The organism is Stenotrophomonas sp. YJH_SMC_81 (genome assembly GCF_059370875.1).
In genome coordinates, this window is sequence record NZ_JCAFUB010000005.1 from 299,105 (window position 1) to 322,469 (window position 23,365).

Annotated in this window: 21 protein-coding genes; 11 read left to right on the plus strand and 10 right to left on the minus strand. The window is 66.8% G+C overall.

Annotated features, from left to right (window positions below; translation table 11 throughout):
• Positions 1-128 precede the first annotated feature (128 nt).
• Complete coding sequence (locus AC5P8U_RS13165) at positions 129-2,399, minus strand: TonB-dependent receptor (RefSeq protein WP_072167425.1); 2,271 nt, start codon at positions 2,397-2,399, stop codon at positions 129-131.
• Positions 2,400-2,559: 160 nt separating this feature from the next.
• On the opposite strand from AC5P8U_RS13165, the gene AC5P8U_RS13170 reads away from it, so the two are divergent.
• Positions 2,560-3,576 (plus strand): TIGR00266 family protein, encoded by a 1,017-nt coding sequence (locus AC5P8U_RS13170; RefSeq protein WP_072167426.1) that lies wholly within the window; start codon positions 2,560-2,562, stop codon positions 3,574-3,576.
• Positions 3,577-3,760: 184 nt separating this feature from the next.
• On the plus strand, positions 3,761-4,753 hold the full coding sequence (locus tag AC5P8U_RS13175) for a patatin-like phospholipase family protein (protein WP_088497219.1): 993 nt from the start codon (positions 3,761-3,763) through the stop codon (positions 4,751-4,753).
• Between the two features lie 39 nt (positions 4,754-4,792).
• On the opposite strand, the gene AC5P8U_RS13180 is transcribed toward AC5P8U_RS13175, so the two are convergent.
• Complete coding sequence (locus AC5P8U_RS13180) at positions 4,793-5,278, minus strand: Lrp/AsnC family transcriptional regulator (RefSeq protein WP_005411782.1); 486 nt, start codon at positions 5,276-5,278, stop codon at positions 4,793-4,795.
• A gap of 125 nt (positions 5,279-5,403) precedes the next feature.
• Here AC5P8U_RS13180 and phhA point away from each other — a divergent pair, with 125 nt between their 5' ends.
• Positions 5,404-6,297 (plus strand): phenylalanine 4-monooxygenase, encoded by an 894-nt coding sequence (gene phhA, locus AC5P8U_RS13185; RefSeq protein WP_053496712.1) that lies wholly within the window; start codon positions 5,404-5,406, stop codon positions 6,295-6,297.
• A gap of 105 nt (positions 6,298-6,402) precedes the next feature.
• Here phhA and AC5P8U_RS13190 read toward each other — a convergent pair whose 3' ends face one another.
• The gene (locus tag AC5P8U_RS13190) at positions 6,403-7,458 is read right to left on the minus strand and encodes a LacI family DNA-binding transcriptional regulator (protein ID WP_072168783.1); all 1,056 of its coding nucleotides are present in this window, start codon (positions 7,456-7,458) and stop codon (positions 6,403-6,405) included.
• Between the two features lie 239 nt (positions 7,459-7,697).
• Between AC5P8U_RS13190 and AC5P8U_RS13195 the strand changes: the two genes are divergently transcribed.
• The 4 genes from AC5P8U_RS13195 (at position 7,698) to AC5P8U_RS13210 (ending at position 10,683) form a co-directional block, all read left to right on the plus strand.
• Complete coding sequence (locus AC5P8U_RS13195) at positions 7,698-8,288, plus strand: cysteine dioxygenase family protein (RefSeq protein ID WP_061480460.1); 591 nt, start codon at positions 7,698-7,700, stop codon at positions 8,286-8,288.
• 111 nt (positions 8,289-8,399) lie between these two features.
• Positions 8,400-9,038 carry a bifunctional 4-hydroxy-2-oxoglutarate aldolase/2-dehydro-3-deoxy-phosphogluconate aldolase gene (gene eda, locus AC5P8U_RS13200; RefSeq protein WP_065186797.1) on the plus strand — a complete coding sequence of 213 codons (639 nt, stop codon included), beginning with the start codon at positions 8,400-8,402 and terminating at the stop codon, positions 9,036-9,038.
• Positions 9,039-9,134: 96 nt separating this feature from the next.
• The gene (adhP, locus tag AC5P8U_RS13205) at positions 9,135-10,163 is read left to right on the plus strand and encodes an alcohol dehydrogenase AdhP (RefSeq protein ID WP_072168782.1); all 1,029 of its coding nucleotides are present in this window, start codon (positions 9,135-9,137) and stop codon (positions 10,161-10,163) included.
• 127 nt (positions 10,164-10,290) lie between these two features.
• Positions 10,291-10,683 (plus strand): hypothetical protein, encoded by a 393-nt coding sequence (locus AC5P8U_RS13210; protein ID WP_072168781.1) that lies wholly within the window; start codon positions 10,291-10,293, stop codon positions 10,681-10,683.
• A gap of 75 nt (positions 10,684-10,758) precedes the next feature.
• On the opposite strand, the gene ligD is transcribed toward AC5P8U_RS13210, so the two are convergent.
• From ligD to AC5P8U_RS13225, 3 genes are all read right to left on the minus strand, one after another.
• Positions 10,759-13,245 carry a DNA ligase D gene (ligD, locus tag AC5P8U_RS13215; RefSeq protein ID WP_088497218.1) on the minus strand — a complete coding sequence of 829 codons (2,487 nt, stop codon included), beginning with the start codon at positions 13,243-13,245 and terminating at the stop codon, positions 10,759-10,761.
• A 3-nt stretch (positions 13,246-13,248) separates the two neighbouring features.
• Positions 13,249-14,169 carry a non-homologous end joining protein Ku gene (gene ku / locus AC5P8U_RS13220; protein WP_072168779.1) on the minus strand — a complete coding sequence of 307 codons (921 nt, stop codon included), beginning with the start codon at positions 14,167-14,169 and terminating at the stop codon, positions 13,249-13,251.
• A 163-nt stretch (positions 14,170-14,332) separates the two neighbouring features.
• The gene (locus AC5P8U_RS13225; RefSeq protein ID WP_049413394.1) at positions 14,333-14,731 is read right to left on the minus strand and encodes a hypothetical protein; all 399 of its coding nucleotides are present in this window, start codon (positions 14,729-14,731) and stop codon (positions 14,333-14,335) included.
• A gap of 146 nt (positions 14,732-14,877) precedes the next feature.
• Here AC5P8U_RS13225 and AC5P8U_RS13230 point away from each other — a divergent pair, with 146 nt between their 5' ends.
• Complete coding sequence (locus tag AC5P8U_RS13230; protein ID WP_053496719.1) at positions 14,878-15,222, plus strand: hypothetical protein; 345 nt, start codon at positions 14,878-14,880, stop codon at positions 15,220-15,222.
• 155 nt (positions 15,223-15,377) lie between these two features.
• On the opposite strand, the gene AC5P8U_RS13235 is transcribed toward AC5P8U_RS13230, so the two are convergent.
• On the minus strand, positions 15,378-17,471 hold the full coding sequence (locus AC5P8U_RS13235; RefSeq protein WP_447897363.1) for a TonB-dependent receptor family protein: 2,094 nt from the start codon (positions 17,469-17,471) through the stop codon (positions 15,378-15,380).
• A gap of 171 nt (positions 17,472-17,642) precedes the next feature.
• Here AC5P8U_RS13235 and AC5P8U_RS13240 point away from each other — a divergent pair, with 171 nt between their 5' ends.
• The 3 genes from AC5P8U_RS13240 to AC5P8U_RS13250 all read left to right on the plus strand — a co-directional run bounded on the left by AC5P8U_RS13240 (position 17,643) and on the right by AC5P8U_RS13250 (position 21,023).
• Positions 17,643-18,845: an amino acid aminotransferase gene (locus AC5P8U_RS13240; RefSeq protein WP_447897364.1), complete on the plus strand. Its 1,203-nt coding sequence runs from the start codon at positions 17,643-17,645 to the stop codon at positions 18,843-18,845.
• A 345-nt stretch (positions 18,846-19,190) separates the two neighbouring features.
• Positions 19,191-20,207 (plus strand): class 1 fructose-bisphosphatase, encoded by a 1,017-nt coding sequence (locus tag AC5P8U_RS13245; RefSeq protein WP_061480468.1) that lies wholly within the window; start codon positions 19,191-19,193, stop codon positions 20,205-20,207.
• 108 nt (positions 20,208-20,315) lie between these two features.
• Positions 20,316-21,023 (plus strand): 2OG-Fe(II) oxygenase, encoded by a 708-nt coding sequence (locus tag AC5P8U_RS13250; protein ID WP_447897365.1) that lies wholly within the window; start codon positions 20,316-20,318, stop codon positions 21,021-21,023.
• Positions 21,024-21,078: 55 nt separating this feature from the next.
• Here the strand turns inward: AC5P8U_RS13250 and AC5P8U_RS13255 are convergent, their stop codons facing one another.
• The 3 genes from AC5P8U_RS13255 to AC5P8U_RS13265 all read right to left on the minus strand — a co-directional run bounded on the left by AC5P8U_RS13255 (position 21,079) and on the right by AC5P8U_RS13265 (position 23,343).
• On the minus strand, positions 21,079-22,170 hold the full coding sequence (locus tag AC5P8U_RS13255; protein ID WP_447897366.1) for a PA0069 family radical SAM protein: 1,092 nt from the start codon (positions 22,168-22,170) through the stop codon (positions 21,079-21,081).
• 150 nt (positions 22,171-22,320) lie between these two features.
• Positions 22,321-23,064, minus strand: a complete 744-nt coding sequence (locus AC5P8U_RS13260) for a pyridoxine 5'-phosphate synthase (RefSeq protein ID WP_072168775.1) — start codon at positions 23,062-23,064, stop codon at positions 22,321-22,323.
• A gap of 9 nt (positions 23,065-23,073) precedes the next feature.
• Complete coding sequence (locus AC5P8U_RS13265) at positions 23,074-23,343, minus strand: hypothetical protein (protein WP_049438866.1); 270 nt, start codon at positions 23,341-23,343, stop codon at positions 23,074-23,076.
• Between the last annotated feature and the right edge of the window lie 22 nt (positions 23,344-23,365).

Sequence of the window (23,365 nt, forward strand, 5' to 3'; positions counted from 1 at the left end):
ATGCCTCTGTAGAGCCGAGCCATGCTCGGCTCATGGCAGTCGAGCATGGCTCGACCCTACAGAAAGCAGGAAACAGAAGGGCCGGCATTGCGCCGGCCCTTCTTCATTGCACTACCGCAGCCACCGCATCAGAACTTCGCGGTGAACTCCACGCCCCAGGTGCGCGGCTCGTTGAGGAAGCCGGTCAGGTTGTTGAAGTCGATCGCACCGACCACGCGGGTCTGGTTGGTCAGGTTGCGGCCGAACACCGCCACGTCGTACTGGCCATAACCCCAGTTGTAGCCCAGGCGCAGGCCGCCTTCCAGCGAACTACGGCCGCGGAATTCCGGCGACTCGTAGATGAAGAAGTTCACCGCACTGCGGTAGGCCCAGTCGGTGTAGGCGTACAGCTCGCTGCCATCGCTGAGCGGGAAGCCCACGCGCAGGGTCGCGTTGTGGATCCACTTCGGCGCCTGCGGCAGCGGGTTGCCGTTCACCAGCGCGTAGGTCTGGCCGTTGATCACCGTGGTCGGGTCGGTGATGGTGCAGCCGCCGCCACAGATCGCCACCGCCAGGTTCTTGTCCTTGATCTCGGTGTCGTTGTAGCTGCTGCCAAAGGTCAGCAGGACGTTGTCGGCCAGGTAGGCCTCCAGGTCCAGCTCGACGCCCTGACCGATGGTCTTGTCGGCGTTGAGCAGGGTGGCGGTGTTGTTGGCACCGCCCACGGCGATCAGCTGCTGGCCATCGACGTCGTAGCGGAACACGCTCAGGCCCAGGCGCGCGCGGCGCTCGAACAGATCGGCCTTGACGCCGGCCTCGTACGAGATGACCTTCTCCGAATCGGCCTGCGACAGACCCGGCGCAAAGGCCAGGCGGCCCTGGATCGACGGCGCGCGGAAGCCCTTGGCCACGCGGGCGTAGGCGTTGATGTCGTCGGTCAGCTTGTAGACGCCGCTCAGGTCCCAGCTGACGTCGTTGACGTCGGTGTTGGCCAGGTACGGGCCACTGACCGGGGTGCCGAACGGAACCGCCTGCAGCACGCTGGCGCTGAAGTCCTTCTTGTCCTGGGTGTAGCGCACGCCGGCACGCAGCTTGAAGCGGTCGGTGACATCGAAGTCACCCGAGGCGAACACCGCCCAGGCCTTGTTGCGCTGGTTCTGCACCACGTGGCCGGTCTGCGGATTGCCCGGGGCCAGCGAGTCGTAGTTGAAGTTGTTGATGGTCACGTCTTCATCGAAGTAGAAGACGCCGGCCTGCCAGTCGAAGCGGCCCCACTCGTTGGACTCGACGCGGAATTCCTGCGTCCACTGGCGGTGATGCGGCAGGCCATCAGCCGACTCCGAGGAGAACGGAATCAGGCCCGGGCCGTAGTTGCCGGCACCGAGGAAGGCCGCACCGTAGCCACCGTCGATGTCACCGCGGTTGAGCGATTCGGCGGTCTCGTAGCCGGTGATCGAGTGCAGGGTCACCGAGCCGAGGTTCCACTGCAGGCGCGCGCTGCCCCCCCAGGTCTCCAGGTCGGAGAAGTTGACGCCGTCGTTGGCCACCTTGTCGCGGTCGAAGTTCTCGACCAGCGAATTGCCACCCTTCTGGATGATGTTGGCGCGGAACAGGCGGGCGGTGCCGTTGAGCTTGCGCTTGTGCAGGTTGAACAGCGCTTCGAAGTCATCGCCTTCGTACAGGAACTGCACGCGGCCGGCCGCTTCGTCGTAGCCTTCGAAGCCGCTGTTGGGCGCGCCGACACGGGTGTTGTCGACCCAGTCGTCGCGGCGCTGGTAGATCGCCGAGACGCGTGCCGACCAGCGGTCAGTCAGCGGGCCGCCGTAGGCGCCCTGCACGTTCCAGCTGTTGTAGCTGCCATAGCCGACGCGAAGGTAGCCATCGGCATCCTGCGACGGGCGCGCCGAGTCGAACTTGACCACGCCGGCCGGCGTGTTGCGGCCGAACAGGGTGCCCTGCGGGCCACGCAGCACTTCCACGTTGGCCAGGTCGAACAGCGGGAAGCCCTTCAGCAGCGGGCTTTCCTGCACGACGTCGTCGTATACCAGCGACACCGGCTGCGAGGCATTGAGATCGAAATCGGTGTTGCCCAGGCCGCGGATGTAGAAGCGCGGGAAGGCACGGCCGTAGGACGACTCGATGTTGAGGCTGGGCACGCGTGCGGCCAGGAAACGGATGTCATCGCCGGCCGAACCGAGCACATCCAGCTTCTCGCCCTGGATCGCGCTGACTGCAACCGGTACGTCCTTGGCGTTCTCGACACGGCGCTGCGCGGTGACCTGCAGGGTGTCGAGGGCAACCGGATCCTTGGCGGCAGGGGTTTCCTGGGCGGCTGCTACCAACGGCAGCAGGGCGGAAAGAGCGGCAACGAGAGGGCGCGCGACCGGAAGGCGGCCACGGGAAGTGCGGGTCGGGGACATGGCGGTAGGCTGTGTTTGGAGGGGTGGTAAAACGGCGCTACCAGATAATTGTTGCAATACAGCACCTGCCCCGCAAATGCCGGCCGTTCATGGCCCCGTCGCCATGCCCCCCGGGGCGCTCGCTAGACTCGGGGTTTTCCAGCGCCGCGGAGCCGCCGCAATGACCCAGTGGTACTTCCATGCCTCGGCCCAGGCCGACCGAATCGGACCGCTCGATGACCCGGCCGCGCGCCGCTACGCGCAGGCCAACCCGCGCGCGCTGGCCTGGTGCCAGGGCATGAGCGGATGGACCTCGATTGCCGAAGTGCCCGAACTGCAATCCGCAGCCCCGGGCATGCCCCACACCCCACCCCCGGTCCCCGCCACCGCCAGCGGCCGCGCCGACGACATCGAATTCCGCATCGTCGGCCATGAGATGCAGTTCGTGGAAATCGAGCTTGATCCCGGTGAGAGCGCCATTGCCGAGGCCGGCGCGTTGATGTTCAAGGACGCCACGGTGCAGATGGATACCGTGTTCGGCGCCGCCAATGGCGACCAGGGCGGCGGCTTCATGGGCAAGGTGATGGCTGCCGGCAAGCGCGTACTGACCGGCGAAAGCCTGTTCGCCACCGTCTACACCCAGAGCGGCCATGGCAAGGGCAAGGTCGCCTTCGCTGCGCCCTACCCCGGCACGGTGCTGGCGATGAAACTGGACCAGCACGGCGGCCGCCTGATCTGCCAGAAGGACAGTTTCCTGGCCGGTGCACGCGGCGTGCAGATCGGCGTGCAGTTCCAGCGCAAGATCATGACCGGCCTGTTCGGGGGCGAGGGTTTCATCATGCAGAAACTGGAGGGCGACGGCTGGGTGTTCATCCACGCTGGCGGCTGCGTGGTGGAGCGCGAGCTGGCCGCCGGCGAGCGCCTGGACGTGGATACCGGCTGCGTGGTGGCCTACCACCCGACGGTGGACATGGACGTGCGTCGGGTGGCCGGCATCAAGAGCATGCTGTTCGGCGGCGAAGGGGTGTTCCTGGCCACGTTGACCGGCCCCGGCAAGGTCTGGCTGCAGTCGCTGCCGTTCTCACGCCTGGCCGGCCGCATGTGGATGGCCGCACCGCAGGGCGGCGGCCAGAACCGCGGCGAAGGCTCGGTGCTGGGCGGCCTGGGCCGGATGCTGGATGGCGATAACCGCTTCTGACCGCCTCCGGTCGTGCCGGCCGCTGGCCGGCAGCCCCATGGACCGTTGCCAGTTTCCCTATGGTTGCCGGCCAGCGGCCGGCACTACCTTTATGAATGGGCGATATTTCCCACCCTGCCCGCCCCGCCGCAGCTTCGGTATGCTGGCGCCCTTTCCTGAATCCGGCGCCGTGCGCGCACTGCCGATGAGCCTGTTCCGCCCCCGCATGCTGCTGTCTGTCGCCCTGATCGGCCTGCTGGCCGGCTGCGGTGGCGACCCGGTCCGCCCCACGCCGCCGCCGGCGCCGACCGTGGTCCCACAGGCCAAGCCGGTGAAGATCGGCATCGCCCTGGGCGGCGGCGCGGCCAAAGGCTTTGCCCATATCGGCGTGATCAAGATGCTGGAGGCCAACGGCTTCGAGCCGGCCGTGGTCGCCGGCACCAGCGCCGGCAGCGTGGTCGGCGCCCTGTATGCCAGCGGCATGGATGCCTTCCAGATGCAGAGCAGGGCCGTGGCGCTTGATGAAGCCAGCATCCGCGACGTTCGCCTGTTCTCCGGTGGCCTGGTGCAGGGCCAGAAGCTGCAGGACTACGTCAACGAACAGGTTGCCAACCGTCCTGCCGAGCGCCTGAAAAAGCCGTTCGCCGCCGTCGCCACCCAGCTGGAAACCGGCGAGCGCGCAATCTTCGTGCGCGGCAATGTCGGCCAGGCCGTGCGCGCGTCGAGCAGCATTCCCGGTGTGTTCGAGCCGGTGAAGATCGGCGGCCGCAGCTACATCGACGGTGGCGTGGTCAGCCCGGTACCGGTGGACGCTGCCCGCCAGCTCGGCGCCGACTTCGTGATCGCCGTCGACATCTCCAGCAAGGCCAGCGGCAAGGCGCCGACCGACATGCTGGGCATCGTCAACCAGTCCATCTCGATCATGGGCCAGCGCCTGGGCGAGCAGGAACTGGCGCGCGCCGACATCGTCATCCGCCCGAAGGTGCTGGACATCGGTGCCGCCGATTTCAGCCAGCGTGGCACCGCGATCCTGGAAGGCGAAAAGGCCGCGATGGCAGCGATGCCGCAGATCCGCGCGAAGATCCAGCAGCTGCAGCGCGCGCGCGCCGCAGCAGCCGCACCGGCACCGGTGGCCGCGCCGAAGTGCGAGGAAGCCTCGCGCCTGGGCAAGCTGATGGGCCGCAAGGACAAGTGCTGATCCATTGAAGCCAGGCCACCGGGCCCGCCCGGTGGTCGCTCAGGACTCCAGCTGCGACAGCGGCAACGCCTGGAAGCCCTTCACCGTGCGCAGCACGAAGCTGGAATTGGCATCGGCCACGCCACCGGCATTGAGCAGCCGGTCCAGCAGGAAGCGCGAGAAGTGCTCCAGGTCGCGCACGTACACGTGCAGCAGGTAGTCCATGTCGCCGGTCAGCGCGTGGCAGGCCACCACCTCGTCCCACGCCTGCACGCTGTCCACGAAGTGGCCGATGGCGGCCTGGTCGTGCTTTTCCAGCTGCACGCGCACGAAGGCCTGCAGGCCCAGCCGCAGCTGCCGTGGCTCCAGCCGCGCGCCATAGCCGACGATTACGCCCTCGCTTTCCAGCCGCTGCAACCGCCGCAGGCAGGCCGAAGGCGAGAGATTCACCCGCGCCGCCAGTTCGGCGTTGGTGGCGCGCCCATCCCGCTGGATTTCGGCCAGCAGGCGTATATCCGTGCGATCGAACTGGACTTCTCCGGCCATTGTTGCCCCGCAACATGGTGAGTACGCAAGGATATTGCGCCAACAAGGCCAATCGGCGCAACTTTTGCAACCCTGTTGCGCGTCCCCTGCCCTAGCATCGTGGGTATCCCATCCAGGAGTGCCGCATGGACCTCGCCCAGCCCCGCCGCGTCGAACACCAGCAGACCGACAAGGGCTACGTGCCGGTGTATACCACCGCGCTCGTCGAGCAGCCATGGGACACCTACAGCGCCGACGACCACGCAACCTGGAGCACGCTGTACCAGCGCCAGCGCGAGCTGCTGGTCGGCCGTGCCTGCCAGGAGTTCCTGGATGCGCAGGACGAAATGGGCATGAGCGCACACATGATTCCGCGCTTCGACCAACTCAACGAAGTGCTCGGCGCGGCCACCGGCTGGACCCTGGTCGGGGTTGAAGGCCTGTTGCCGGAACTGGATTTCTTCGACCATCTGGCCAACCGCCGTTTTCCGGTGACCTGGTGGATCCGCCGCCCGGACCAGATCGACTACATCGCCGAACCGGACCTGTTCCACGATCTGTTCGGCCACGTGCCGCTGCTGATGAACCCGGTGTTCGCCGACTACATGGAGGCGTACGGCCGCGGCGGCGTCAAAGCGCATGCGATCGGTCCGGATGCGCTGCAGAACCTGACCCGCCTGTACTGGTACACCGTGGAGTTCGGCCTGATCGACACGCCCGAGGGCCTGCGCATCTACGGTGCCGGCATTGTGTCGTCGAAGGGCGAGTCGCTGTACTCGCTGGAATCGGCCGCGCCCAACCGCATCGGCTTCGACCTGCAGCGGATCATGCGCACGAAGTACCGCATCGACACCTTCCAGAAGACCTACTTCGTCATCGACAGCTTCGAACAGCTCATGCAGGCGACCTCGCCGGACTTCACCCCGATCTACGCGGCACTGGCCAACCAGGCGCATCTGCCGGCCGGTGAAGTGCAGGGCGACGACCGCGTGTTCCAGAAGGGCACCGGCGAAGGCTGGGCCGACGGCGGCGACGTGTAAGCACACAACGCGCACGGCTTTGCACTGAAAACGGCGCACCTGGGTGCGCCGCTTTCGTTGTTGCCTGCCTGCGCCACTGCAGCGGCGCAGGCGAGGGCAGGACACTCAGCCATCCACGGCCCGGCAGGAACCGCGCACCATCAACTGCGGATGCACGCTGGCCGCGGTCGGTGCGTCGGGCACGTCGGCCTGGACCAGCATGGCGGCGGCGGTGCGGCCGATGTCGGAAACGTGGCGCCGCACCGACGTCAGCGGCGGCCACAGCCGCGATGCCAACGGGCTGTCGTCGTAGCTGACGATCGACAACTGCTGCGGCACCGCGATGCCTGCACGCAATGCCACCTGGTACACGCCTGCGGCGATTTCGTCGTTGCCGGCGAAAATCGCACTGGGGCGTTGCTCGCCCATCAGCAGCCGTTCGGCGGCATGCACGCCGGACTCGAAGGTGTCGCCCGCTTCCAGCACGCGCTCGCCGGGCAGGGTCAGGCCGACCTGCGCCAGCCGATCAAGGAAACCATGCGTCCGTTCGCGCGCGGCACGCCGGTCACCCGGTCCGGCGATCACCGCAATGTCGCGGTGGCCAAGCGAAAGCAGGTAGCCCGCCGCAGCGGCAGCACCATCGCGGTCATGGGTGACCACGGCATGGTTCTCATCCTCCGAGGCATGCGCGTTGATGCGCACGTAGCGACAGTCGATGTCATCGAGCATCTGCGCCAGCGCAGCCGATTCGGACGCACGCGGCCCCAGGATCACGCCGTGCAGCTTCTGCTGCTGCACGAAACGGCGCACGCCCTGCGGGCATTCCGGATCCTGGCTGTCGCAGGGGTGCACCACCAGCTCATAGCCAGTGCCGCGCAGCGCGTCCAGCGCGCCGTGCTGCAGGTCGACAATGCATTGGGCACCCGGGTCGTCATACACCAGGCCGATCAGGAAGGAGCGGCGGAATGCCAGCCCGCGCGCGAGAGGATCGGGCACGTAACCGACCTCGCGCATCAACGCCTCGACCTTGTCGCGGGTGTCCTTGCGCACCAGCGGCGAGTTGTTGATGATTCTTGAAACCGTTTTCTTGGAAACTCCCGACAGTCGTGCGATGTCGTTGATCGTGGCAGCCTTGCCCTTCGATGCCGGCACCGCGGCATCGCTAATAGTTCGCACTGACATGTATAGAACCAGGTAAGTCGGAGAATTCTAGCCTTGCGCCCGTCGGGCGCGAAGTTGCGGAATGTCGCAGCGGATCTGAATCGTGTCGTGTTCGACAGGTTCTGCTGCGCAAGGTTCCATTGTGATCGCTCTACTGCGTCTGCATCTGAATCGTTCTTCCGCGCGTATTCACCTTGAATGTGGACGCGCCGCGCGCGAACGCCAACATTCCCTTAACCATGCTCCGCTACATTCGAGGCATGGACCTGCAGACTTCTCCGTTTCCGCCATTCCGCGGCCGCGACCGGTTGATCGCCGCAGTCGACGCGGCGATGAGCTCCGGTGATCCCGAGCGCATCACGACCGACCTGCAGCTGGCGCTGCAGGAAGCCATAACCGACAGCCGCATCGAGTTGCCCGAATGCGTGCATCGGCCGGTCAGCGATCATTACGCGCGACGTCCGCTGTACCACAGCCGCGAACACGGCTACAGCGTGATTGCCATGAGCTGGGGCCCAGGGCAGGGCACGCCGCTGCACGACCACGATGCCATGTGGTGTGTGGAGGGCGTGTGGTTGGGCGAGCTGGAGATCACCCGCTATGAGCTGCTGGAGTGCGCCGGCGAGCGCTGGCGCTTCCGCCGCCACGCCGCGCTGCGCGGGGGCTGCGGCAGTGCCGGCAGCCTGATCCCCCCGCATGAGTACCACACCCTGCGCAATGCCAGCGATGAGGCACTGGCGATCTCGGTACACGTGTACGAGGCGCAGATGGAGCGCTCGGCGGTGTTCGATCCGCTCGGTGGCGACTGGTACCAGCGCCGCATCCAGGCGCTGCAGGCCGACCCGGCCTGAATCCGGCGCGGTGCGGAGCAGGGCACCGTCGCGGTCCGCATGGCATCATGCGCCGCTGCGCTGCCGGCACCGGCAGCATCCGCGATGCCCTGGCGGGCAAGGAGCAAGACGATGTCCAGCGCTGATCCGCGCCTGCGCGCGCTGTTGAAGCTGGCACCGGTGATCCCGGTGTACACCCCCGAAGATGTGAATGAAGCGGTCGAAGTGGCCCAGGCGCTGTTCCGTGGCGGGCTGCCGGTGATCGAGGTGACCCTGCGCACGCCGCAGGCGCTGGATGCGATCAAGGCCATGGTCGAGGCCGTGCCGGACGCGGTGATCGGTGCCGGCACCGTACTCAACGCCGCGCAGATGCAGGCGGCGAAGCAGGCCGGTGCGCGTTTTGCCGTTTCCCCCGGTGCCACGCCGGCACTGTATGCGGCCGCGCGTGATGCCGACCTGCCGTACCTGCCCGGTGCTGCCACCGCTTCGGACCTGATCCAGGGCCTGGAGCACGGCGCGGACACCTTCAAGTTCTTCCCGGCCGTGCAGGCCGGCGGCGCCGCGCTGCTGGCCGCCTGGCACGGCCCGTTCGCCGATGTGCGCTTCTGCCCGACCGGCGGTATCAGCGCGCAGACCGCGCCGCAGTTCCTGCACCTGCCCAACGTGCTGTGCGTGGGCGGTTCGTGGCTGACCACCCCGGCGCTGCTGCAGACCCGCGACTGGGACGCCATCGAGCGCCTGGCCCGCGAGGCCTCGGTGCTGGCCAGCTGAACCTGCTTCGCGGATCTTCAAAGGTTTGATCGTGATCAAAGCGCCGGTCTCGCGCCGGCGTCATTCTGTGGGCAAGCGCACTACGGAGATCCGAACATGAATTCCACCATGAAGGCCGCTGTCGTGCGTGAGTTCGGCAAGCCACTGGTGATCGAGGAAGTCTCGGTACCGCGCCCGGGGGCGGGCGAGGTACTGGTCAAGATCGAGGCTTGTGGCGTCTGCCACACCGACCTGCACGCCGCCGAGGGCGACTGGCCGGTGAAACCGAACCCGCCGTTCATCCCCGGCCACGAGGGCGTGGGGCACGTCGTGGCCGTGGGAGGCGGGGTAGGGCACGTCAAGGAAGGCGACAGGGTCGGCATCCCCTGGTTGTACTCGGCGTGTGGTCATTGCGAACACTGCCTGGGTGGCTGGGAAACGCTGTGCGAGACGCAGCGCAACACCGGCTACTCGGTCAACGGCGGCTTCGCCGAGTACGCACTGGCCGATGCCAACTATGTCGGCCTGCTTCCGAAGGACGTGGGCTTCGTCGAGATCGCGCCAGTGCTGTGCGCCGGCGTGACCGTCTACAAGGGACTGAAGGTCACCGACACCAAGCCCGGTGACTGGGTGGCGATTTCCGGCATCGGTGGCCTGGGCCACATGGCCGTGCAGTACGCCCGCGCGATGGGCCTGAACGTGGCCGCGGTGGACGTGGACGACACCAAGCTGGCACTGGCCCGCCAGCTGGGCGCGCAGGTCACCGTCAACGCGCGCACCACCGACCCGGCCGCGTTCCTCAGGAAGGAAATCGGCGGCGCCCACGGTGCACTGGTCACCGCGGTATCGCCGAAGGCGTTCGAGCAGGCGCTGGGCATGGTGCGCCGTGGCGGCACTGTCTCGCTCAATGGCCTGCCGCCCGGCAACTTCCCGCTGGACATCTTCGGCATGGTGCTCAACGGCATCACCGTGCGCGGCTCGATCGTCGGTACCCGCCTGGACCTGCAGGAATCGCTGCAGTTCGCCGCCGACGGCAAGGTCGCGGCCACGGTCAGCACCGACCGCCTGGAAAACATCAACGACGTGTTCGCGCGCATGCATGCGGGCACCATCGAAGGCCGCGTGGTGCTCGACTTCGCTGCCTGACCGCCTGTGCATGGCCGCCGTCGCTCCGTCCCCCTCTCCCACGGACGCGGCGGCCATGCCGATTCATCGGTAGTGCCGGCCGCTGGCCGGCAACGCGGGCACTCTGTGGCCGCCGTACAATGCGCGCATGCCCGCCCTGCTCAAGACCCTGTTCCTGTCCATCGTCGCCCTGATCGGCGGCGTGCTGTCGCTTGCGCTGGTCAGCAGCGTCGCCAGCTGGCTGCCACCGTTGCTGGGCCTGTCGCCGGACAACAACAGCGTGCAGCTGGGCTGGGATCTCACCTTCAGCGTGCTCGGTGGCATCGCCGGGGTTTCCTTTGCCACCTATTACGCGCCCTGCTGGCCGCGATCGCACGGCTTCTCGATCTGGTCGCTGGTCGCGCTGGGCTGTGGCTACGCCATGTGGACGGCGGGTGCGGATTTCCCGTTCTGGTTCGTCATTTCACTGCTGGCGTCACTGCCGTTGCAACTGCTGGCCGGCTGGTGGTTCGGCCGTCGTCCCTCGCGCGATCCAAGGTGATGCCGCCCCTGTAGAGCCGAGCCCGTGCTCGGCTTTCATGCACATCGGCACAGGCAGCCGAGCATAGGCTCGGCTCTACAGGTCCATGCGCGGCAACGTCTGCTTCAGCCGCGCGATGCCGTGCCAAGGGTCCGCCTTCAGGCGCTTCGCGCGCGCCAGCGCCTTGCCCATCGAAAATGCGTCGGCGGCACTGATACGAGCCAGTTCATCCCAGCGCAGCGGTACTGCCACACCGGCGGAATCGCGCGCACGCAACGACCACGAGCACACACTGGTGGCACCCCGCGTATTGCGCAGCCAGTCGATGAAAATGACGCCACCACGCTTGGCCTTGCTCATTGTGGCCACGTAGCGGTCGGGCGCCCGTTGCGCCATCGCCCGGGCGAACGCCTCACAGAACGCCTTGGCCTGTTCCCAGTCGGCCTTGGGCCGCAGCGGCACCACCACATGCACGCCCTTGCCACCGGACAGCCGCACGAAACTCTTCAGGCCGACTTCCTGCAGGTGGTCACGGACATCACGCGCAGCGGCTTTCACCTCCGCCCAGCCCACCCCTTCACCGGGATCGAGATCGAACACCAGGCGATCCGGGTGCTCGGGATCGGCCACGGTCGCGCCCCACGGATGCAGCTCCAGTGTGTTCATCTGCACCAGTTGCAGCAGGCCCCGCACATCGTCGATGTAGACGTAGTCCTCGCGGCCGCTCTTCTGCTGCAGGGGCACCGCGTGCACGGCATCCCCCAGGCCGGGGCCATGGTGCTTCTGGAAGAAGCAGTCCTTGCCCACGCCATCCGGGCAGCGCAGCAGTGACAAGGGCCGCCCGGCAATTTCGGGCAGAATCCAGCGCGCCATGCGCTGGTAGTAGTCCGCCACGTCGCCCTTGCTGAGCTTCTGCCTTGGGAACACCACCCGCTCCGGATGGGTTATCTGGACCTCGCCCCCGGCTTCAGCACTCGATATGGCCACTCCCAGGTCCTCCTTCTGCTTGTCGATGCGCAGCCGCTTGAAACTGGCCTGGCGCAGCAGGCCTTCCTTGCCCCAGCCACGGAAGGCCACTTCCGCCACCGTCACCGGCTTCACCCAGCGAACGCTGGCGGCGCGGAACGGCACATGCGCCGGCAGCTGCAGCACAGGCGTCTTCACCGCCAACGGCTGCAGCGCCTTGTGCAGCGCGCGCAAGCTCTCGTCGTCGAAGCCGGTGCCGACCCGCCCCACATAGCGCAATCCGCCGTTGTCCGGCGTGGCGAGAAGCAGCGAGCCGAACCCTACCCGGGAGCCCTTCGGTGCCGTGTAGCCGACAATCGCGAACTCGTCGGTGTCTTCATGCTTCACCTTCACCCAGCTGCGTGCACGGGTGTTCACGTAGAGCGCATCCACCTGCTTGCTGACGATGCCTTCGAATCCCGCCTTCCCGCTGGCATCGAATACCTGCGGGCCATGGTCGATCACGTGCTCGCTGAAGGCCAGGGTTCCGGGCGTGGGTCCGATGAGATCCTTCAGCAGCGCCTTGCGCTCCAGCAGCGGTGAACGACTGATGTCCACGCCGGCCACACCCGGCAGATCGAACACGATGTAGCGCAACGGTTGCTTCGAACTCCCGTCGATCACGCGCTGCAGCGCGGCGAAGTCGCTGCGCCCCTGCTTGTCCAGCACCACCAGCTCGCCGTCCAGGCGCGCATCCCGCACCGGCAGTGCCTGCACGGCCTGTACCACCTCGGGGAAATCACCGGTCCAATCCAGGCCGTTGCGGGAGCGCAGCGTCACCTTGCCTTCGTGCAGATCGGCCAGCAGGCGATAGCCATCCCACTTGATCTCATGCAACCAGCGCTCGCCGTCCGGTGCATTGTCGCGATGATCGGTCAACTGTGGCTTGAAGGCGCGCGGGTAGGGCGTGTCACGCGCGCCATCCAGGTTCAGCGCTCGCGCATGCCAACGCGCATCGGCCTTGCGGGTCGCCGATCGTGCAGCCGGTGCGGCGCGCGTTGACTTGCCCACCGTGCGCTTGCTCACTGCGGATGTGCGTTTCGGCATGGGGGATTGGAGCAGATCATCTGCTTCGGCATCGCGCGCTTCCTCGTCGTCGCGTTTGATCAACAGCCACTGCACCTGGCGTCCCTTCATCGCTGTGCGCACCAGCTTCCAGCCGCCGGCCAGGCGTTGCCCATGCAGCACGAAGTCGATCTTTCCCGCTGCCAGTGCCTGCAGTGGATCGCCTTCGCAGGCCCATGTGCCGTGATCGAAGACCTCGACGTGGCCAGCGCCATAGTGGCCTTCGGGAATATCTCCTTCGAAGCCGGCGTAGGACAGCGGATGGTCTTCCACTTCCACGGCCAGCCGCTTGTCACCAACGCGAAGCGAAGGACCCTTCGGCACCGCCCAGCTTTTCAGCACACCGTCCATCTCAAGGCGGAAGTCATAGTGCCGCGAAGTGGCATGGTGCAGCTGTATGACAAAGATCGGCCGCCGCTTCGGGTTGCCGTGTGCGGGCGTGTCGTCAGGTTCCGGTGTCTGCCCGGCGCCACCGCCGAGCCGGCGCTTGCGCCGGTACTGGTGCAGCGACATGGCTCAGCCTGCCTTGCGCCGGGGTGCGGACTTCTTTGCAGCCTTCTTCGTTGTCTTCTTTGCGGCTTTCTTTACCGTCGGCTTTGCGGCTGCCTTGCGCGCCGCGGCCTTCTTTGCCGGCGTCCGCTTGTTCGCATCCAGGCTCTTCTGCAGCAGTGCCATGAAATCGACCACGTTGGTGCTGGCGTCCTCACGCGGTGCAGGTTCATCCTCCACCCGTGTGGTACCGCCCTTGGACTTGATACGCTTGTTCAGCACCTGCTGCAGGCGCTCGCGGAATTCGTCGTGGTACTGCGACGGATCCCAATCACCGGACATCGACTCGATCAACTGCTCGGCCATCGCCGTTTCCCTGCTGCTGATGCGGTAATCGGCGAGCTTTCCGGTGGGCAGTTTGTAATCTTCGGGATCCACCAGTTCCTGCGGATAGCGCAGGATCATCAGCACCAGCGCGTCCGCATGCGGCATCACCGCGCACAGGTATTCGCGGGTACGCACCACCACCCGGGCGATGCCCACCTTGCCGGTACTGCGCAATGTCTCGCGCAGCAGTACGTAGCCCTTTTCGGCCTTCTTGCCGGGCACCAGCAGGTAGGGTTTCTCGTAGTAGCGCGGGTCGATCTGCGCGGCATCCACGAACGATTCCACCTCCACCGCTTCGTGGCTTTCCGGTGCCGCAGACCGGATATCGCCTTCCTCCAGCACGACATAGCTGCCCTTGTCGTACTCATAGGCTTTGACGATGTCCTTCCATGGCACTTCCTCGCCGGTATCGGCGTTGACCCGCTCGAAGCGGATCGGCTTGCGGTCGCGGGAGTCGAGCATGCGGAACTGCAGATCGACCTTGCGTTCGCCTGACATCAGCGACACCGGCACGTTGAGCAGGCCAAACGACAGCGTGCCGGTCCAGATCGGGCGGGCCATGGGCGTACCTTTGGCGGGGCAGGGCATCCAGCTTCGGATGGGCGGTGTAAACCACCCGTGTCGATACCGTGCACGTGGGTTCTACGGAGAACGGCAGTGCCGGCTGCGGGCCGGCAGAGCTCGCGGCCTGAAGTTTCCTGAGGTTGCCGGCCAGCGGCCAGCACTACTGCAGCAACGGCCTCACCGCCACCGCAGGAATATGATCCAGCGCGCGCCAGGCGTCTTCCACCACCGGCCGTGCCTGCGACCAGCTCAACCGCGACTGCCCGCGCATCTGTTCCCAGTGTTCGGCCAGTTCCTCACAGGTATCCGCGGCGTCACCGCGCGGCCAGTCCGCAGCGTGGGTGGTCAATGCGAAGGCATAGACCGGGCATAGATCGCGCCAGTTGCGGTGGTTCTGCCCGCGACGCTCTTCGTAGTCGCTGAGCATGTACTGCAGGTAGTCCTGCGCCACCGCCTGCGGATCTTCATGGCGGCGCGTGCGGCGTTGTGCGGTGCGCTGGCCGAGCGGATCGAGCAGGGCGTTGAACACGGACGGTGCGGGTCGTTCAAGACGGGGCATGACCGGCTCCTGCAGCGGGGGCGGGTGGGCAGGAATACGCGCGGTGCCGTTACCGGGGGGTGAGCGAGATGTTCATGACGCCGGGTTCGCGGCGGCTTTACCTGTGGCGCGGTGTAGTGGGAGCCCCGAGCGCAGGTAGCCAGACCATGAGCCGAGAGAATTCCCGAGACCCGTTGCGGGAAAACCACCCGCCCATTCCCGGTGAACAGCGCGGCAAGCGCGATGCCGACAATGCCGACTACCGCGGCACCGGCGCACCTTTCTACGACGCCGAGCACGGTGGCGACCATCTGCCGGTGAAGCACGAGGCTGAACAGGCCGCCCAGGACCGCAAGGATGGCGGCGACCGCCATCGCGGCGGCCAGGAAAGCCCGCTCAAGCGTCGCGAACGCAAGCAGCGCGCCAGCGACAACCAGGACGAGGCGCTGGAGGAGACCTTCCCGGCCAGCGACCCGACCTCGCCGTTCGTACCAGCCAAGGCGCCCGACTGACGGGTAGTGCCGGCCCCTGGCCGGCAACCCCCTGACGCCCTGCGCGGCGCGATGCCGGCCAGGGCCCCCGATTTACGGGTAGTGCCGGCCGCTGGCCGGCAACCTCCTGACGTCGTGCACGGCGCGATGCCGGCCAGCGGCCGGCACTACCCCTTTCAGCGCCACGACCATTGCAGGCCGACGTTGGCTCGCCGTCCCGGTCCCGGTTCGTAGAAGCGCCCGTTGCCGTCGTTGACGATCACCGAGCCGATGTAGGCCTGGTCCAGCACGTTCTCCAGCCGGGCGAAGGCGCGCAGCTCGCCACCTGGCAGTGTCCAGAAACGACCGGCCTCCAGGTTCAGCAACGCGTAGCCCGGCGCCCGCTCCGTGGCCACGTCGTTGACCAGGGTATCGGTGCTGGCGGCGGCCTCCAGCGCCCACTGCCAGTCGGCCGGGGTCCACTGCAGCCGGGCAAGCGCCTGCTGGCGCGGTACCCCGGGCAGGCGGCTGCCGGCGGAAACCCAGGTGTTCGAGGTCAGGTACGGCGCACGCACCTGCGCCTGCAGCCAGGTCCAGGCCACCTGCAGTTCCAACTGTTCTGCCAACGGCTGCCGGTAGCGCAGTTCCACGCCCTGGCGGCGGGTGCGGCCGATGTTGCGATAGGTGCTGCGTCCGCCGATGTTGCTGGCAACTGCCAACTCATCGTCGGTATCTGCGCGGAACAGGCTGATATCGAGCTGGGTTCCGTCCTGTGCATGCCATTTGCTGCCCACCTCCAGGCTGCGGCTGCGCGCCGCCGCCAGATCCAGCGCCAGTCCCGCCTGCCCGTCGGCGCGATACCCCAGCTCGTTGAAGGTGGGCGTCTCGAAGCCACGGCCCACCGCCGCGTGCAGTCGCCACTGCGGGCTGGCCTCGAAGCTGATTCCGGCCACCGGCGTGGTGGCCTGGTAGCGGCGGTGGCCGCTGTCGTCCGGGTTGCGGACGGTGATGTAGCGATCGTCGGATTCGAAGCGCACGGCGCTGTGACGCACGCCAGCCAGCAGTGACCAGCGTGGACTCCACTGCCACCACGCCTGGGCGAACTGATCGACGTTCTGCACGGTGTCGATCTGGTCTCTGCGCAGCCGCCCACGCACGCCGAGAGCGCTGCCGATGAAGTTCTCGTAGCCGGTGCGATGCTGGCGCTGGCGGTCGGCGCTGAGCCCGGCCACCAGATCCAGCGGTCGGCCGGCGAGGTCGCCGCGCCAGCCCCAGCGCGCGTCCAGCCCGCCATAGCCGCCCTCCAGGTCGATCACCCCGCCGGCATGCAACGGGCTGTTGGTCTGAGCTGCCGGCGGGATCGGCAGGTACTGGCGTACCGCGCGCTGGCCGGCATAGCCCATCAGCTGCCAACGCTGCGCCCCGGTTTCACGGGTCCAGCGCAGGCCGGCCTGCTGCTGGCGCACCGATTTGCGGGTGTTGTACTGGTGCGCCACGGCGGTGGCCTGGCGCGGATCGGCCGCCACCTGGGTACGGCTCAGGCCCAGCGGGTCCTGCGCATCGGGGGCATCGAAGGCATTGAGCAGCAGCTCCAGCCGCCCCCCGCCGAGATCGCCACCGATACGCGCAGCGAGCGATTCGCGGCGGGCACGGCTGTGGTCGCGCCAGCCCTCAGTGCGGAAGTGATTGGCGGCGATGTTGTAATCCAGAACACGGCCGGCACCCTTCAGTTGCGCGCCGACGCTGAGCGTGTTGTCGGCACCCGCGTTCACGCGCAACCGCCACGGGTCGCCGGCCTGGCCCTGTGCGCTCCAGACCTGCAGCACGCCGCCGGAGGAATTGCCGTACAGCGCCGAGAACGGCCCGCGCAGCACGTCGATCCGTTCGGCACCGAGCAGGCTGGCATGCGACAGCTGGCCCTGTCCGTCGGGCATGGTCGCCGGCACCCCGTCGATCAACACCCGCACCCCACGCACACCGAAGGTCGAGCGCGCACCAAAACCACGGATCGACAGCTGGGTGTCCTGCGCGAAGTTCTGGCGATCACGGGCGACCAGGCCCGGGACCCCGGCCAACGCCTCGGACAGCTGTGCGCCGGCGCCGGGACGCGCGGCGTCGATCCAGACCGTGTCCTGGCTGGCCGGCAGCGCGAACGGGTCGATGCCGGGCACGCGTGCGGCCTGCACCTGCACGCTGGGCAGGGCGGTCGGCGCGGGCCCGGCCACGGCCGCCCAGGGCGACAGCAGCAGGATGGACAACGGCAGGCAATGGCGACGTGCGGCGGGATTCATGATTCAGGTTGATGGATCAGGCGGCAACGCACGCCATGGTACGGGGCCACGCATGACGATGGCGGCGGCCAGCCCCGGCAGGCTTTGTTACGATGGGCTGTTTCCGGCTGCAAGGCCGCAGACCGCGTAGCGCACTTCCTCCCCCTTTCCGTCTACCGAACGAGTACCGCCGTGTCCTTCTTTGCAAACGTGGAACTGGTCCCAGGCGACCCGATCCTGGGCCTGACCGAGGCGTACAACGCCGACAGCCGCCCGACCAAGGTCAACCTGGGTGTGGGCATCTACTACGACGAGAGCGGCCGCATCCCGCTGCTGCGCGCCGTCAAGCAGATCGAGCATCAGCTTGCCGCTGACGCCAAACCGCGCGGCTACCTGCCGATCGATGGCCTGCCGGCATACACGCAGGCCACGCGAGAGCTGGTATTCGGCAAGGACTCGCCGCTGCTGGCCGCCGGCCGCGTCACCACCGCACAGACCGTCGGTGGCAGCGGTGCGCTGCGCGTCGGCGCCGACGTGCTGAAGAAGCTGCTGCCGCACGCCACCGTGGCGCTGAGCAACCCGAGCTGGGAGAACCACCGTGCGGTATTCAGCGCGGCCGGTTTCGAGGTGCTGGATTACACCTATTTCGACCCGGCCAGCCATGGCGTCGACTTCAACGGCATGCTGGCCGACCTCGGCAAGCTGGAAGCCGGCACCGTAGTGCTGCTGCACGCCTGCTGCCACAACCCCACCGGTGCCGACCTCACGGTCAGCCAGTGGAAGCAGGTCGCGCAGCTGCTGAAGGACAAGCAGCTGTTCCCCTTCATCGACATGGCCTACCAGGGCTTCGACAAGGGCATCGAGCAGGATGGCGCCGCCGTGCGCATCATCGCCGAAGCCGGCATCGACAGCTTCATCGTCGCCAACTCGTACTCCAAGTCGTTCTCGCTGTATGGCGAGCGCGTGGGTGCGTTGTCGATGGTGGCGCCGACCGCTGCTGACGCCAAGGCCGTGCAGTCGCAGGTCAAGCGCGTGATCCGCACCATCTACTCCAGCCCGTCCACCCACGGTGCTGCGCTGGTGGCCGGCGTGCTGACCAATCCGGAACTGCGCGCGATGTGGGAGCAGGAGCTGACCGAGATGCGCGAGCGCATCCACGCCCTGCGCCAGGGCCTGGTCGAAAAGCTGGCCGCTGCCGGTGCGCCGCAGTTCGGCTTCATCAACGAACAGGCCGGCATGTTCTCCTACTCGGGCCTGAGCCGTGAGCAGGTCGAACGCCTGCGCGACGAGTTCGGCATCTACGCCGTCGGCACCGGCCGCATCTGCGTGGCCGCGCTGAACCAGAACAACCTGGAATACGTCGCCAAGGCCGTGGCCACCGTCGCCAAGGGCTGAAACAAGGCTGCAGTGGTTTGACAACAAAGGCGCCGAAAGGCGCCTTTGTTTTTGCTTCTGCTTTGCCTCTGCCTTTGCCACACCCTCCGCGCTCGCGGCGAACCCTGAAGCGCAGGGCGAGGTACACCGTGGCCAGGACCGTGAGGCGCATGGATGCGCCGACCGAGCCCCCATGGATGGGTTTACGGCGTGTCCTGGCCACGGTGTACCTCGCCCTGTGCCTCCATGAAGGAAGGCGCCACGAGCACAACGCATCTGGAAACGATTACGCCTTCCCGCGCTCACGCACGCCCCCGCCAGACGGGCGACAATAGGCGTTTTCCCGCTGCCGAGACCTGCCCGCCCATGTCCCGTACTTCATTGACCCGCTTCCTGATCCAGGAACAGCACGCCGGCCGCATCAACGCCGACCTGCGCCAGCTGATCGCGGTCGTCGCCCGCGCCTGCACCAGCATCTCCATCGCCGTCAGCAAGGGCGCCCTCGGTGGCGTGCTCGGCGACGCCGGCACCGGCAACGTGCAGGGCGAAGCGCAGAAGAAGCTGGACGTCATCAGCAACGAGATCCTGCTCGAAGCCAATGCCTGGGGTGGCCACCTTGCCGCCTGCGCCTCGGAGGAAATGGACCACAGCCAGCCGGTGCCGGACATCTATCCGCGCGGTGATTTCCTGCTGCTGTTCGACCCCCTCGATGGCAGCTCCAACATCGACGTCAACGTCTCCGTCGGCACCATCTTCTCGGTGCTGCGCTGCCCGACCAACGTCGAGCTGCCGGGCGATGACGCCTTCCTGCAGCCGGGCAGCAAGCAGATCGCCGCTGGCTACTGCATCTACGGGCCCAGCACCCAGCTGGTGCTGACCGTCGGCCACGGCACGCACGCCTTCACTCTGGACCGCGAGAAGGGCGAGTTCGTGCTGACCACGGAGAACATGCAGATTCCGGCGGCCACCCAGGAATTCGCCATCAACATGTCCAACCAGCGTCACTGGGAAGCGCCGATGCAGGCCTACGTCAGTGATCTGCTGGCCGGCAAGGAAGGCGCGCGCGGCAAGAACTTCAACATGCGCTGGATCGCCAGCATGGTGGCCGACGTGCATCGCATCCTGACCCGCGGCGGCATCTTCATCTACCCGTGGGACAAGAAGGATCCGTCCAAGGCCGGCAAGCTGCGCCTGATGTACGAAGCCAACCCGATGGGCCTGCTGGTCGAACAGGCCGGCGGCGCCGCCTGGACCGGCCGCGAGCGCATCCTCGACATCCAGCCTGACCAGCTGCACCAGCGCGTGCCGGTGTTCCTGGGTTCGCGCGAGGAAGTGGCCGAAGCGGTGCGTTACCACCACGCGCACGACGAAGCGAAGGGCTGACGGCTCAACGCCTGACGGCGGTCATGGCAGTTCGATGACATGACCGCAGGGTGACACCGCGGGCGGCAAACGGCACCATCAAGCCGTTGCCGCCAAAGGAATGCACGCATGCACGAGCAGGGCCCGGTCGATTTCATCGAGATCATCCACAACGCCGTCCCCAGTGAGGTCTGCGCGGGCATCGTCGAGCGCATGCGTGCCACGCGTGGCCTGCTGCCCGGTGCGGTGGGCAGTGGCGTGTTCCCGGAACTCAAGCACAGCAAGGATCTGCGCATCAGTGGCCTGGACGGCTGGCAGGATGTTGATCAGCAGCTGCAGATTGCGGTGTTCAACGGCCTGCTGACTTATCTACGCCGTTATCCACAGGCGTTGATTGCCCCGCTGATGTTGCAGATCCAGGACAGCAATGGCCAACCGCGACGCCTGTCTGCCGAGGACTTCCCCGACATGCCGCAACAGCAGCTGGCCGACCTGGCCCGCACCTGCCTGCGTCCGGGCGCGATCAACCTGCAGTGGTATGCCGCAGGCGAGGGTGGCTACCCGTACTGGCACTGCGAGCTGTACCCGAAGGATGCGCAGGCCGAGACCCTGCACCGGCACGTGCTGTGGACGCTGTACCTCAATGACGACTTCGACGAAGGCGAAACCGAGTTCCTGTTCCAGGGGCGGAAGATCGCGCCGCGCACCGGTAGCCTGCTGATTGCGCCGACGGCGTTCACCCACACCCATCGCGGCAATCGGCCACAGGGTGGCGACAAGTTCATCGCCACCAGCTGGATCCTGTTCCAGAGTGCGCAGAAGTTGTTTGGCGGGTGATCCCGAGCTGCTCGTCGGCCTTGATGTAGAGTCGAACCATGCTCGATTGATGGCCTCAGAACAACGACCCCTGCGGCGAATCCTTCTTCGGCGGCAGCGGCTTCTGGAACCGGCTGCAATCCAGCTTCGGCCAATGGCTGTTCTGCGCATTGAATCCCAACCGCTTGCGCGCCAGCTTGAAGCGGTTGTTCAGCAGATCGGCATACACACCCTGGCCGCGCATGCGGGTGCCGAACTGGCTGTCGTAGTCCTTGCCACCACGCAGCTGCTGGATGGTACTCATCACGTGCGCGGCGCGATCGGGATGATGGGTATCGAGCCAGTCGCGGAACAGTGGCGCCACTTCCAGCGGCAGGCGCAGCAGCACGTAGCCTGCGGTACTGGCGCCGGCATCGTGCGCAGCCTCCAGCACCGCTTCAAGTTCGCTGTCGTTGATCCACGGAATCACCGGCGCCAGCATGACTCCCACCGGGATACCCGCGTCATGCAGGCGCTTCATCGCGCGCAACCGTGCATGGGGTGCTGATGCGCGCGGTTCCAGCTTCGCGGAAAGATGCGGGTCCAGCGAGGTCACCGAGAAATGCACACTGACCAGGTTCTCCGCCGCCAGCGGCGCGAGCAGATCGATGTCGCGCTCGACCAGTGCGTTCTTGGTGATCAGCGAGAAAGGATGCCTGGTTTCCAGCATCACTTCGATCAGCTGGCGGGTCAGCTTGAACTTGCGCTCGATCGGCTGATACGCATCGGTGTTGATGCCCAGCGCGATCGGCTGCGGCACGTAACCGGGTTTCGACAGTTCCTTGCGCAGCAGATGAGGCGCATTGGTCTTGGCGAACAGCTTGGTCTCGAAGTCCAGGCCAGGCGACAGGTTCAGATAGGCATGGGAAGGGCGCGCGAAGCAGTAGGAACACCCATGCTCACAACCGCGATACGGATTCACCGACTGGCTGAAGCCGACGTCTGGCGAAGTGTTGCGGGTGATGATGCTGCGCGCGGTCTCGGCGCGCACCTCGGTGCGCAGGCGCGGCGCGAGGAACTCCTCGCTCTCATCGACCGCCCAGCCGTCGTCCACCGCCTCGCTGACGGTGCTTTCGAAGCGCCCAGCAAGGTGGGACGTGGAACCTCGGCCCTTGATCGCAATACCCATTGCGGCAGGGTACGTCGCCGCCGTCTCAATGGCTGCGACGGCTGTCTGAAGGGTTCAGGGCAAGTCTGAGCCGAGCGTGGGTTCGGCTCTACAGTGGATACAGTGGATACGGATCCTTGTAGAGCCGAGCCTACGCTCGGCTGCAATGCATCAAAGCAGCGCCAAGTACCCGCGCACGGTGGCATCCAGCCCGTCATACAGTGCCTCGCCGATCAGCGCGTGGCCGATCGACACCTCCAGCACGTCCGGCACCTGGGCCAGGAAGTCGCGGAGGTTGTCCTGTGACAGGTCATGGCCGGCATTCACTCCCAGCCCCACTGCATGCGCCCGCCGCGCCGCAGTGGCGAACAGTTCGAGCATTGCCGCAGCGTCGCCCGCCGCATGCGCCTCTGCGTAGGGGCCGGTGTACAGCTCGATGCGGTCGGCACCGACCTCGGCGGCCTGCTCCAGCAACGGGTTGCCCGCATCAACGAACAGGCTGACCCGGCAGCCCATCGCCTTCAGTTCCGCAATCAACGGGCGCAAGCGCTCGGCGTCGCGTTCGAAGTCGAAACCGTGGTCGGAGGTGATCTGGCCATCGCCGTCGGGCACCAGGGTGGCCTGCGCCGGACGGGTCTGTTCGCACAGCGGCAGCAGCCCCGGGTACCCCTCGCGCGGCGGCGCAAATGGATTGCCCTCGATGTTGAATTCCACGCCACGCGCGCGGGTCAACGTGGACAGGGCCAGCACGTCCTCGGCGGTGATGTGGCGGCGGTCCGGCCGCGGATGCACGGTGATGCCATGCGCGCCGGCATCCAGGCAGGCCTGGGCGGCGCGCACCACGTCCGGTTCGGCACCGCCGCGCGAATTGCGCAGGACGGCGATCTTGTTGACGTTGACGCTGAGCTGGGTCATGGAACGGAACTACTTGGAAAGAGGGGACGGATCGTTGTCGTTGGCGTCATCGTTGCGGCGCGCCTGGGCCTGCTCGCGCAGGCGGCGCAGTTCCTCGGCATCGATCAGGGTGGCCGGGTCGCGCTGCAGGTCGCCGAAACGGGCCACGTAACGACCGCGTACCCAGGCCAGCAGGAAGGCGAGCGCAGCCAGCAGGCACAGGGTCATCAACCCTGCGCTTGGGGTCTTCAGCGCGAAGGCAAAGCAGCCCAGCGCCAGCAGCAGGTACAACCAGTACATAGTCGGGCTCCCCGGATGATCG